This is a genomic window from Sulfurimonas sp., assembly GCF_019429335.1.
GTDB lineage: Bacteria > Campylobacterota > Campylobacteria > Campylobacterales > Sulfurimonadaceae > Sulfurimonas.
In genome coordinates this window covers 22,288-33,784 of record NZ_JAHYJB010000016.1, presented here as the reverse complement: position 1 = coordinate 33,784, position 11,497 = coordinate 22,288, and the positions used below count along the sequence as shown (strand labels likewise).

Genomic DNA, 11,497 nt, shown 5'->3' with positions numbered 1-11,497 from the left:
GCAAAATTGCCCTTATTAAAAACATCATCCGGCCACTTTATGCTAAAATGACACTACAGAAAATATCTCTTCAGAGGTGGCCGGATGCTCTGCGCGTTTGGTGGCCAGTTTGAGCGCTATGCGCAGTTCATTTAAAATTAATACTTAGCTTATATACAAGTGCTTCTGCAGGTGATAAATTTGAAATTGAAAAAGCCATTTTAGAAACAGTTAAATATTTTACTGATACACAAAATTGGAAAAGTGATATTTTCCAAGCTTTTTTAGAGCGAGATAAAAATATGATGTTTGAAATACTTGTTCAAATTTCTAATCAATTTAGTGATAAAGGGCAAGAAGAGTTTATTATTCATATTCTAAAAAAACGCAAGTACTGCAAACTTCTCAAAATAGCGGACTTGGTAAATGATGACCCAAAGGTAAGAGAAAAAGTAGTTAGTTATCTAAGAAATATCAAAAGCATCGATGATATGGACTTGATAATCGCTCTTGGTATGGCAAAAGAGGGGTTTGACTGGCCGTTTTGCGAGCATGCTTTGACTGTAGGATATAGAAGTTCACTAACTGAAATCATCCAAATCATAGGACGAGCCACAAGAGACAGCGAGAACAAAACACATGCACAATTCACAAATCTTATAGCCGAGCCAAATGCACAAAATGATGAGGTAAAAGTATCTGTAAATAATATGCTCAAAGCTATCACAGCCTCACTTTTGATGGAACAGGTTTTGGCACCAAACTTCAAGTTTAAACCTAGATTTGAGAACGATAGTGAGCCAAATCAAAAAGGTGAACTCAAAATAAGAGGTTTTAAACCTCCATCTAGTAAAAGAGTTGAGAGTATCATTGAATCAGACCTCAATGATCTAAAAGCTGCTATCTTACAAGATGATTTGATGATAAAAGCAATTCCTGGAAATCTGGATGCAGAGGTTATCAATAGAGTCTTAATACCAAAAATAATCAAAGTCAAATATCCCGATTTAACCGATAGTGAAGTGGAAGAGATAAGACAACATGTAGTTGTTGACAGCGTTGTGAAAAATGGGCATATTATAGAGAGCGGTGATAAGAAATTTATAAGAATGGCAGATAAATTCGTAAATATAGATGAATTGTATATTGATTTGATTGACCAGATAAATCCATTTCAAAAGGCTTTTGAAATTTTGTCAAAATCAGTTACTACGCATGTTCTTAAACTGATACAAGAGAGTATTGAAGCCACAAGGATTGAGATGACTCCCGAAGAAGCTGTGATACTTTATAAAAAAATCCCGGCATTTAAAAGTGAACATGGAAGAATGCCGGATATTGGCAGTAGAGATTTTGCAGAAATGAGAATGGCAGAAGCGCTTATATTTCTCAATAAACTAAAACGAGAGAGAGAAAATGGCTGAGTTTTCACTTGATGAGATTTTAGCAGATGATCCGCTTGGGCTTTTAGATGAAGCAAAAGCAAAAACTAAAAATTTAAATGAAGATGATAGGCTACTTGTCAGTTTTGAAGAGATCAATACTTTTATAGAGCAAGAGGAGCATGAGCCTAAAAAATCGGCAAATATGAGCGAGAGAAATCTTTTTTCAAGGCTTGATGGTATAAGACAAAATCCCGAGAAAATTGAATTTCTCAAGCCTTATGATAGATTTAATATTTTGCAAGAGGTAAAAATAAACTCTATTGATGATATTTTAAATGATGATGTTTTTGGACTACTGGAAAGTGAAAACAGTGATGATATTTTTACTTTAAAACATGTTCCAAAAGAGCGTGAACAAACGGACTTTGTAGCTCAAAGAAAGCCTTGTAAAAATTTTGCTAAATATGAAGAGCTTTTTAAAGAGGTTCAAAATGACCTGAAAAATGGAAGTAAAAAACTTGTAAAGTTTAATGAGAGATTTTTTGAAGAGGGTAATTTCTTTGTTCTAAAAGGAGTGCTTGCTTATTTGGAAAAAATTAAAAATCTGCAAAAGGATAAGTTCAATAAGCTTGATGCTAGAACAAAAATCATCTTTGAAAACGGCACCGAGTCAAATATGCTGCTTCGTTCTTTTGGCAAGGGGCTTTATGAGGATGGGTATTTTGTGAGTTTACAAGATGATAGAGTCCTTGATAAATTACTGCCGGTTTCTAAAGATGATACAAAATCAGGTTATATCTATGTGCTTGAATCTCTCAGTAATGATGATAAAATCTCTTCCATTAAAAATTTATATAAAATAGGTTACTCAACAACAGATGTGAAAGAGAGAATAAAAAATGTCATTAAAGAATCGACATATTTGATGGCACCCGTTAGAATTGTAACTGTTTATGAGGCTTACGGTATGAACACGCAAAAGTTTGAGCAACTCATTCATAGGTTTTTTGGAAAAGTTTGCCTAAATGTCGATATCTTCTCAAGTGATGTAAAACGATATACTCCAAGAGAGTGGTTTATTTTGCCTCTTGAGATTATTGAGCAGGTGATTGAGCTTGTTGTAACCGGTGAGATAGTGAATTGCGTATATGATGAAAAAAATAAGGAGTTGGTTTTGAAACAATCCCTTTGCTAGAGGTTGCTAGAAGCCACAAAAGAGGCTAGCCTTTTGATAAGTTCGTTTGGGTTTGTATCTGCTATCTCTTGCGCTAAGATTTTGTCTGCACCGTCGCCTAGAATCTTTTTGAAGACCGCTTTTATCTCTTCTATGTCGCCTTTGTTCTCTAACCTTCTTCTAAGACCGATTACGTTTAGTCCTTTTATGGTCGCCTTGTTGCCCTCAACCAGCATAAACGGTGGAATATCCGAAGTTACTACAGATGCGCCGCCTATCATAACTCCCGTTCCTATGGTGTTGTTTGCTTCAACCGTGCTAAGACCGCCGATGATGACATTCTCCTCGCACTTGACATTCTCATAAAGCCTGACCGCATTTGTTATGATACAAAAATCGCCTAACTCTACACCGCCGAGAATTTGAACGTACCCCATAAGAAAGTTGTTGGCACCGATGATGATTTTTTTGTTTTCGCCATTTTGGCTCTCTTGTGCGCCGATTTGAGTAAACTCTCTTATATGCGTTTTCTCGCCTATAACTATCTCTGAATCTTCGCGCCCCATAACAGCAAAGCTAAATATTTTTACATTTGGTTCAACTCTAAGGGAGCCTTTTAATATGACATTTGACTCTAATGTACATCCTGCTTTTAGCTCCACATCTCTGCCTATAAAGCAAAATGGACCTATTTTAACATCGGGAGCTATTTTCGCACCCTTTTCTATGACAACCGAGGGGTGGATATTTGCTTTTTTCTCTGCCATTATTTGCTCGCAATCTCTAGAGTGATTATGCTGTCATGTACGGTAGCAAGCGAACCTCTCTCGCCGGTTCGCAGGTAGTTTACAAATGCTTCAAGCTCGTCTTGCAGGGCGTTGCTTCTGCTTAGAAAACAGTTTTTTGTTATGTGCGAGTTTGAGTCTATATTTATACGCTCTGTAAGTGTTTGAGAGATTAGGTCCGCTTCAAAAAATTTGATTTTGCTATCCTTATCTACTCTGCATGCCAGAGAGATAGTTCTTTTTCTGTAAGGAGTAAGCCAGTTTGTAGAGATATCGCCGATAACCTCACCCTCTAATTCAAACGCTAAAATGGCATTATCTTCGTGTTTTTTGTGGATTTTTTGAGATTTAAAAACAGCACTTTTGACAATATCTTTTTTTGTTATAAAGCGTATCAAGTCGCTGTCATGAACAGAGAGGTCGGTAAGTATGCCAACGTCGGCTATACGCTCAGGAAAAGAGCCGCTGCGCGTGATTGAGATGGATAAAATCTCATGCTCTTTTATCTCGTTGATAAGAGATTTTACGACCGGATTGTATCTCTCAATATGTCCGACACAGCTCTTGATTGCGTTTGCCTCTACGGACGCAAGTATCTCTTTTGCATCTTTTACATTTGAAGCGGCAGGTTTTTCTATAAATATATCTATTTTGCGCGCGGCACACTTAAGAGCGGCATCTTTATGCAGGAAAGTAGGCGTTACGATAATAACTGCTTCAGGTCTAACTTCATCAAGCATAGTCTCCAAATCGTAAAAAAAAGGCTCCGCGAACTCGCCGTTTTTTACAATATCACAGAGTCCGACAATCTCTACCCCATCTATCTTTTTGAGCGTGTTGTAGTGATTTTTGCCCATTGCGCCAAGGCCGAGAATTGCGATTTTTTTCAATTTTTAGTCCTTAATTGCGTCAACTACAAAATCTTGTTCCGCTTCGCTTAGAAACGCACTCATCGGAAGTGACATTATCTCTTTCGAGACAAGCTCGCTTATAGGAAAATCACCCTCGCCGTAGCCTAGATCTTTAAATGCCTCTTGCATATGAAGCGGAACTGGATAGTGAACGGCGGTTGGAACGCCTGCGGCGGATAGTTTTGCAATCATCTCTTCTCTATCTTTTACTCTTATTGAGTATTGCGCATATACGCTTGTGCCGCCATCTGCTATTTTTGGCGTGATAACGTCTGCATCTTCAAGCAAATCGATGTATCTTGAGCCAATTTCTTCTCTGAGTTTTACCTCTTCGTCAAAATGCTTTAGTTTAACATCTAAAATAGCCGCTTGAACGGCGTCAAGACGACCGTTTATACCGATGTATTTGTGTTTATATCTCTCGTTTTGACCGTGATTTAAAAGCATTCTCATCTTTGTTGCAAGCTCATCGTCATTTGTGAAAATTGCTCCGCCGTCACCGTAAGCGCCTAGCGGTTTTGACGGGAAGAAGCTTGTACATCCTATGGTTGAGAGATTACATGATTTTTTGCCGTTATATGTTGCGCCGAAACTCTGACATGCATCCTCTATAACGGGAAGTTCATATTTTGCGGCTATCTCGTTGATTGCGTCCATGTCTGCGCACTGTCCGTAAAGTGAGACGGGCATAATCGCTTTTGTTCTTTCAGTTATATGTGACTCTATTTTTGCAGGGTCTATGTTGTAGCTCTGCTCGTCTATGTCAACAAAGACACTTTTTGCACCCAAAAGGGCAATAACTTCAGCCGTGGATATAAAGGTAAAAGGAGTGGTGATTACTTCATCGCCGGCTCCCACGCCAAGCGCCATAAGCGCTAACAAAAGAGCATCCGTTCCGCTGCTGCACCCTATGGCATGTTTTGCACCCGTATATGCTGCAAGATTTCTCTCTAGTGAGTTTAACTTCTCTCCGCCTATAAATTGCGCTGAAGCAAAAACTTCTAAAACTTCACTGTTTATCTCTTTTTCATACCTTTTGTATTGCGCCTGTAAATCTATAAAATTAATCTTCATCTCTGTCCTCTATAATTGCTGCTACTCTTTTTGAACTACCGTGTACAAGGTACTCTCTTAGTGCTTTTGAGTCACTTAAAAATCTGCTTCTGTCATACTCTTTATACGCTTTGAGCAGATTTTTAGAAGTTACATCTTTTTGTATAAACTCCGGATGCAGTGCTCTGTTTTTAAACTTGTTAAACATTATATTTGCCAACCCTATATACTCTAGTTTTACAAGCTTGCTTGCAATAAAGTAATCAAGGGGTTTTGCGATATATGTCAACACAAAAGGTATCCCGATAAGCGATGCCTCTAGAGTTGCCGTTCCGCTGCAAATAAATGCAAAGTCCGCTTCAAGAAGTGTTTTGTGCGCATCGTGAGCCGTTTTAAAACCTGAAAGGCTACCATAAACTTCTTTTATATCTTCTTTAGAGAAGTGTTTTGGCACAATAATCGTTGCTTGCACTTCAAGCTCTTTTTGAACTTCTCTAAAGATGGGCATAAGTTTGCTTATCTCGCCTTTTCGGCTTCCTGGCATAAAGACTATGTTTTTTATTTCATCCTCTAAGTTCTCTTTAAACTCTGTTATCTGATCTAAGAGTGGATGTCCGACATACTCGATAGGCGCATCTTTGGAGTAGTACTCCTTTTCAAAAGGGAGTATGGAGGCGAGATGGTCTATCGTTTTTTCTAAGACAGGGATTCGTTTTTTCTTCCATGCCCAAGCTTGAGGAAGTATGTAGTAGATTATCTCTTTGTCTGGGTACTTTTTTTTGATTTTTTTGGCAAGAGGGAGGTTGAATCCTGAGGAGTCAATCAGCAGAACTTTATCGGCGTCATGCGCGAGTCTCAACATATCGTTGTTTAGTTTTAAAAAAAAGCGCAACTTCTTGATGGCATCTACAAATCCCATAATAGCCAAGCTTCTCAAATCAATAATGCTCTCTCCTAGCTCTTTGTCAAATATGCCGATAAACTCTGTCGTCTCGCTCAACTCATTTTTAAGAGATTTGAGGTGAACGTTTGCCGAGTGTTCGAGTGCGCTAACTAATATTTTCATGAGCCTCCGTGTCCGTGTGTTTGGTATTCGTCGTCATACTTCTCCTTGCTCTCTTGCTCTACGAATTCATACATGTAGGTTGTGAGATTTTCAATATCTTGATCACTTAAACCTACGGCAAAAGGTATCATCATCTCCTGCTGCTGAGTATCTGAAATCTTTGAACGGAACCTCTGAAGCTTGTATGTCATGTACCCTTTCGCCCTGTTTGCCAGATATGGATATTTGTGCACACCCTCCAAGTTTCTCCCATGGCAGCTAAAACAGCCATTTTTCATATAGAGCTTTTTGCCAAGCTCATAAGCTGATGATGCATCAGAGAGCGAGAATAGAAAAAATATTGAAAGCAAGTAACGCAATGTAAAACCTTTAGTAAAATGAAATTATTTCTAATTAGAGTTAATATATTTACTCAGAGTGGTAAAAAGTTTCTCCATGTTGAGAGGCTTGATTAGATGTTCGTTTATCCCTACCGCCTTTGTCTTTTCTATCTCCTCTTTCATTGCGTTTGCAGTAAGCGCGATAATAGGAATATCTTTGTCTAAGCTTCTGATAATTCTTGTTGCTTCGTAGCCGTCCATAACAGGCATCTGTAAATCCATAATGATAAGTTCGTATTTGCCACTCTCAAACATATCAACAGCCTCTTGACCGTTATTTGCAACGTCAATCTCTTCTATGTAATCCTCTAAGAGTCCTAAAAGTACAAGCTGATTTGTATGGTTGTCCTCTGCTATGAGTATCCGTTTTGCGTGTAGGATATCTTTGTCAAATTCAGCTTTTTTCTCATCTGTTTTGTAATCTTTTGGATTTATTTCCTGAAGTTCTGTTTCAAAGATAAAACTGCTTCCGAAACCCTCTTTACTCCGAGCCCATATTTTGCCACCCATGAGCTCTACAAGCTGTTTTGATATAGCAAGTCCTAAACCCGTTCCGCCGTACTTTCTGGTTGTACTGTTGTCTGCTTGAGAGAATGATTTAAATAGTTTTTTTATCTCCTTTTCGCCTAGACCGATTCCAGAATCTTTAACCTCAAACATAACTCTCTTGTCGTTTGGCTTTGTTACTATTATCTCGATTCCGCCGTCATGGGTAAACTTTATCGCATTTCCCAAAAGGTTAGTTAGAACCTGAGAAATTCTTAAGGCATCGCCTAAAAAGTATTCTCCTACATTTTTGTTGTATTGCAGCGTGATAGTTATATTTTTTTCATGTGCCGTTACCTTAAGATGCTCTATAACTTTTTTTATGCTCTCGTGAAGGTTAAACTCTATTTTTTCAATCGTCATTTTTCCTGACTCAATCTTTGAGAAATCCAAAATATCGTTTATTATATGTAGGAGTGTTTTTGCAGAGCCATCAATTTTTTCCAGATATTTTCTCTGTTTGTCATTTAGTGCTGTCTGTAGAAGAAGATAGCTTATGCCAATAACGCCGTTAATCGGTGTTCTGATTTCATGCGACATGTTGGCCAAAAACTGCGATTTTGCTTTAGTTGCATTTTGAGCTCTATTTTTTTCTATCTCAAGCTCTTTGGTTCTCTTCTTTACAACTTCTTCAAGGTTTATTCGCTGTTTAAGGTTGAAATATATAACTATGCAGAGCAGCAAAAACGAGCTAAAGACTACGAGGTTTATCCAGATATACTCATGCAGCATACCTTCAAGATACGGACTCTCTACGTATGAGACCAGATATGCGGCAGGCAGATTTTTTTGAATGTCATTAATAGGTAAAAATGAGATGATATAGGCTTGGTCACGGTAGTGATGATAAAGGGCAAAAGAGTTGTTGTGTATTATTTTTTTGGCAATATCTTCTTTTAGCTCTTTGTTGATTTTTATCTTCTTTACAGATACTTCACTGCCATTTGAATCGAAGGCTTTTGCAAACAAGAAATCGTCGTGTTCAAGACTTTGCGAATAGGGCGGCGTTGAAGCTTCTTCGTAAACGTTTGAATCAACAAACTCTTTTTTTACTATAAAATGTGTGTTGGTGTCATGCCGAATAAACATGCTCTCTTGCATTCCCTGTGAAGAGAAGGCGATATCTACGCTCCCTATCAGTTCATTGTTGTAAAAGAGCGGAAATATATTACGAAAACCGTGAGATATCCTGCCCTGCTCAAAGCCGATTATAGGCTTTGCATTTTCATTTGTTTGCTGGATGGAGTAGTGCATGCCCGAGAGATTATCGCCGAATACTTCAGGCTTGTGCACTCTTAGAAATACTTTATTGTCTTCAAAAGCAAAAACGATAAAGTTTACTCCTACCTCTTTTAGATGATAATAGTTAGGCAGTATTTCATAATAGAGCATTGCTCGATACTTTTCGCGCTCATCTTCACTCTTTGCATGTTTGGCTTTGTAAAAGAGCTCTAGAACAACTTGGGTATTAAACACTTCGTAATTTATAATATCTGCAATAATTCTATATCTGTCTGTTACTACTTTATAGTTGTGAGTAAGATTTTTAACCTCTTGATTTAGCAGAAGTTCTATGCGGGCATCTCTATCGTTTGTGGTAGTGAAATAGACGGCAGAGTAAATTAAAACAAAGAGAGAGATGATAAAAATTTTGATGGTATTAAGGGAGTATCTCAACAAATCGCCTTTTTCGCAAGCTGTAATAATTTAGCAAATAGTATAACTAAAATTCACTAAAAGCATAAAAGAGAAATCTATTTTATAAGCCACAATCTATTATAATTTCATCAATATACTTCAAAGGTTGAAGAGATGGTAATAAAAAATGCGACGGTGTGTGATATAGACGGAGAGAGAGAGGTTGATGTCCGCATTAAAGAGGGCGTAGTAACAGAGATTGGTTCAGGTTTGCAGGGTGGCGAAATCATTGATGCAAAAGGTCAATATCTTTTGCCGCTTTTGGTAGATATAAATATAAGAGCAGAGGACTCAGTACTAAACGCAAAAAATATAAAAGCTGTCTCAAGTGAGGCACTAAAAGGCGGAATAGGGCATATTGTTTTAAATGCCGATAGCATACCTGCAATAGATAACGAAATAGTGTTGGAGTTTGCCCAAAACGGACTTCATAATCTAAGCGGTGCGAAAGTTGATTTGATGCTAAACACTCTAAAAGAGGATTCAACGCTCAGTAATATTGCGATTTTACTAAAACGCGGCGCAATCGCGCCATATATGAGCACAATCGCCAAAAATGACGTAGCTATTAAAATCGCTCAGTATTGCCAGATGTACGGAGTAACACTTTTTTGCAAAGCAGAAGACAACTCTCTAATAAGCAGTGGCGTGATGTTAGAAGGCAATGTTAGCTCCAAGTTTGGGCTTGCGGGCATACCTGACTTGAGCGAAGTTTTGCATGTCTCCCGCATGATAGAGATAGCTAGACACTTTAAAATCAAAATACTTTTTAAGTCGATTGCTTCACCGCGCTCAATCTATCTTATAAACAAAGCAAAGCAGGATGGCATAGATGTCACATGTGAGGTCTCTATCCATCATCTAATAAACTCCGATGAGGCTTGTAAAAACTTCAACACCACGGCAAAGCTAAATCCGCCGTTATCTTCAAAAGATGATCTTGTGCTGTTGCAAGATGCTCTCAAAGCCGGACAGATAGACATTTTAACTACTCTGCATCAGCCAAGCTCTCCACTAAACAAAGAGGTTGCTTTTTATGATGCTGCTTATGGATGTGAAGGTCTCAAAAATGCTATGAGTCTCTACTACACGAAACTTGTAAAGAGCGGTATGATTTCAATGAGCAGACTTGTGGAGCTTTGTGTTAAAAATCCATCAGACGTCATAGGAGAGAACTGTGGAGCTATAAAAGTGGGAGAGAGAGCCTCTTTTATGCTGTTTGACCCAAGCAAGAGCGTAACGATGGACGAAAAACTATCACTCTATTGCGGTGAGGAGCTTTACGGCGAAGTAAAAGCTATCTTCTAGCGTATTAATATTTGAGTGATATAATCACAACAATTTAACCAAGAAGGAGGAGTAATGAAGCGACATATTATTATCAGTTTTATTATTCTTTCTATTTTCGGTGCCAACCTCTTCGCAACAACTGATATTTTTTCAAAACATGATTTTCATAATAAACTCTGCTCTCTCCATGAACATCAGCACGCTCATAATAGATTAAAACATACGCATAGCCATAATCATAAAGTAAATCTTGTTGATTTCTATATAGCAGACGCTACTCAAATGGAGCCATCCTGTTATATGCAAGAAAACAACTTTGAGTCTGTTTTGCTATATCACTCTTTCATATCTAAAGAGCTGTTCCGTCCTCCTATCGTCTGATTTTTTTCTGTTTTAAGTTTTGCGAGAACTCTATTATTACTTTTACAATTTTTCAGAAGGAAATCTATGAAGACGCTTTTAATTTTAGGCGCATTGCTTCTGTTGAGTACCATGGCTTTCGCGCATGGTATTTCAGCTACAGATAAGCAGGCAATGCTTGATGGGGGAAACCTCAAATATATTTGGCTTGGCGCTACCCATATGCTTAGCGGGTATGACCACCTGCTATTTTTGTTCGGTGTGGTTTTTTTCTTAAACACACTCAAAGATATCGTGAAATTTGTCTCGATCTTTACATTGGGACACAGTGTCACGTTGATTCTGGCAACTTTCGTGGGAGTTAATGCTAACTACTATTTGATTGATGCCGTAATAGCAATCAGCGTTATCTATAAAGCATTTGATAACAATAAAGGGTTCCAAAACTACCTGCATGTCAAATCTCCAAACCTCTTGTGGGTTGTATTTCTATTTGGGCTTATCCACGGTTTTGGACTCTCAACGCGTCTGCAACAGCTTCCTCTTGGTGAAGAGAGCCTAGATATGTTGTTGAGAATTATTTCATTCAATATCGGTGTTGAATTAGGACAAATTATCGCCCTTATCCCAATGCTTTTTATTTTAATGCTTTGGCGCAAAAAAGAGTCGTTTATGCAGCACAGCAAGGTTGTCAACCATCTTCTTATGTTTGCAGGTTTTATGCTGTTGCTTATGCAGTTGCATGGCTATTTGCATACTACAAACGAAGAGGAGTTGGGCTTTAACAAAGACGCCCACACGCACATTCATCTTGATATGAAGGCGCAAGAGTCAAAACAATATAGACACGGTTCATTATAAAAGGAACAA

The 11,497-nt window shown here is 38.1% G+C and carries 11 protein-coding genes; 5 read left to right on the top strand and 6 right to left on the bottom strand.

Annotation, left to right across the window (positions count from 1 at the left end):
- The first annotated feature begins 281 nt into the window (after window positions 1-281).
- Entirely contained in the window at window positions 282-1,403 is a 1,122-nt protein-coding gene (locus tag K0A91_RS06980) for a hypothetical protein (RefSeq protein ID WP_295009359.1), read from the top strand.
- A complete protein-coding gene (locus K0A91_RS06975) occupies window positions 1,396-2,559 on the top strand; it encodes a GIY-YIG nuclease family protein (protein WP_295009357.1) in 1,164 nt (387 codons plus the stop codon). The genes K0A91_RS06980 and K0A91_RS06975 overlap by 8 nt, the downstream gene beginning before the upstream one ends.
- Here the strand turns inward: K0A91_RS06975 and K0A91_RS06970 are convergent.
- Genes K0A91_RS06970 through K0A91_RS06945 form a run of 6 tightly spaced genes read right to left on the bottom strand, consistent with a single transcriptional unit; the run spans window position 2,556 to window position 8,956 of the window.
- The gene (locus tag K0A91_RS06970) at window positions 2,556-3,305 is read right to left on the bottom strand and encodes an acyl-ACP--UDP-N- acetylglucosamine O-acyltransferase (RefSeq protein ID WP_295009355.1); all 750 of its coding nucleotides are present in this window, start codon (window positions 3,303-3,305) and stop codon (window positions 2,556-2,558) included. The two genes, K0A91_RS06975 and K0A91_RS06970, sit on opposite strands and share 4 nt — an antisense overlap.
- The gene (locus K0A91_RS06965) at window positions 3,305-4,213 is read right to left on the bottom strand and encodes a Gfo/Idh/MocA family oxidoreductase (RefSeq protein WP_295009353.1); all 909 of its coding nucleotides are present in this window, start codon (window positions 4,211-4,213) and stop codon (window positions 3,305-3,307) included. Before K0A91_RS06965 ends, K0A91_RS06970 begins: the two co-directional genes overlap by 1 nt.
- A gap of 3 nt (window positions 4,214-4,216) precedes the next feature.
- On the bottom strand, window positions 4,217-5,308 hold the full coding sequence (locus K0A91_RS06960) for a DegT/DnrJ/EryC1/StrS family aminotransferase (RefSeq protein ID WP_295009351.1): 1,092 nt from the start codon (window positions 5,306-5,308) through the stop codon (window positions 4,217-4,219).
- Window positions 5,298-6,353 carry a lipid-A-disaccharide synthase gene (gene lpxB / locus K0A91_RS06955; protein ID WP_295009348.1) on the bottom strand — a complete coding sequence of 352 codons (1,056 nt, stop codon included), beginning with the start codon at window positions 6,351-6,353 and terminating at the stop codon, window positions 5,298-5,300. The genes K0A91_RS06960 and lpxB overlap by 11 nt, the downstream gene beginning before the upstream one ends.
- Window positions 6,350-6,712 (bottom strand): c-type cytochrome, encoded by a 363-nt coding sequence (locus tag K0A91_RS06950; RefSeq protein WP_295009346.1) that lies wholly within the window; start codon window positions 6,710-6,712, stop codon window positions 6,350-6,352. Before K0A91_RS06950 ends, lpxB begins: the two co-directional genes overlap by 4 nt.
- Before the next feature lie 30 nt (window positions 6,713-6,742).
- The gene (locus K0A91_RS06945; RefSeq protein ID WP_295009345.1) at window positions 6,743-8,956 is read right to left on the bottom strand and encodes an ATP-binding protein; all 2,214 of its coding nucleotides are present in this window, start codon (window positions 8,954-8,956) and stop codon (window positions 6,743-6,745) included.
- A gap of 135 nt (window positions 8,957-9,091) precedes the next feature.
- Between K0A91_RS06945 and K0A91_RS06940 the strand changes: the two genes are divergently transcribed.
- The 3 genes from K0A91_RS06940 (at window position 9,092) to K0A91_RS06930 (ending at window position 11,488) form a co-directional block, all read left to right on the top strand.
- Complete coding sequence (locus K0A91_RS06940; protein WP_295009343.1) at window positions 9,092-10,285, top strand: metal-dependent hydrolase; 1,194 nt, start codon at window positions 9,092-9,094, stop codon at window positions 10,283-10,285.
- A 54-nt stretch (window positions 10,286-10,339) separates the two neighbouring features.
- Window positions 10,340-10,648 carry a hypothetical protein gene (locus K0A91_RS06935; RefSeq protein WP_295009341.1) on the top strand — a complete coding sequence of 103 codons (309 nt, stop codon included), beginning with the start codon at window positions 10,340-10,342 and terminating at the stop codon, window positions 10,646-10,648.
- A 66-nt stretch (window positions 10,649-10,714) separates the two neighbouring features.
- Window positions 10,715-11,488, top strand: a complete 774-nt coding sequence (locus tag K0A91_RS06930) for a HupE/UreJ family protein (protein WP_295009339.1) — start codon at window positions 10,715-10,717, stop codon at window positions 11,486-11,488.
- The last annotated feature ends 9 nt before the right edge of the window (window positions 11,489-11,497 follow it).

Bases quoted from the DNA above. Each gene is read 5' to 3' on its own strand.
- K0A91_RS06960 (WP_295009351.1), bottom strand. From the start codon at position 5,308: ATGAAGATTAATTTTATAGATTTACAGGCGCAATACAAAAGGTATGAA.
- K0A91_RS06930 (WP_295009339.1), top strand. From the start codon at position 10,715: ATGAAGACGCTTTTAATTTTAGGCGCATTGCTTCTGTTGAGTACCATG.
- K0A91_RS06970 (WP_295009355.1), bottom strand. From the start codon at position 3,305: ATGGCAGAGAAAAAAGCAAATATCCACCCCTCGGTTGTCATAGAAAAG.
- lpxB (WP_295009348.1), bottom strand. From the start codon at position 6,353: ATGAAAATATTAGTTAGCGCACTCGAACACTCGGCAAACGTTCACCTC.
- K0A91_RS06975 (WP_295009357.1), top strand. From the start codon at position 1,396: ATGGCTGAGTTTTCACTTGATGAGATTTTAGCAGATGATCCGCTTGGG.
- K0A91_RS06980 (WP_295009359.1), top strand. From the start codon at position 282: ATGATGTTTGAAATACTTGTTCAAATTTCTAATCAATTTAGTGATAAA.
- K0A91_RS06935 (WP_295009341.1), top strand. From the start codon at position 10,340: ATGAAGCGACATATTATTATCAGTTTTATTATTCTTTCTATTTTCGGT.
- K0A91_RS06940 (WP_295009343.1), top strand. From the start codon at position 9,092: ATGGTAATAAAAAATGCGACGGTGTGTGATATAGACGGAGAGAGAGAG.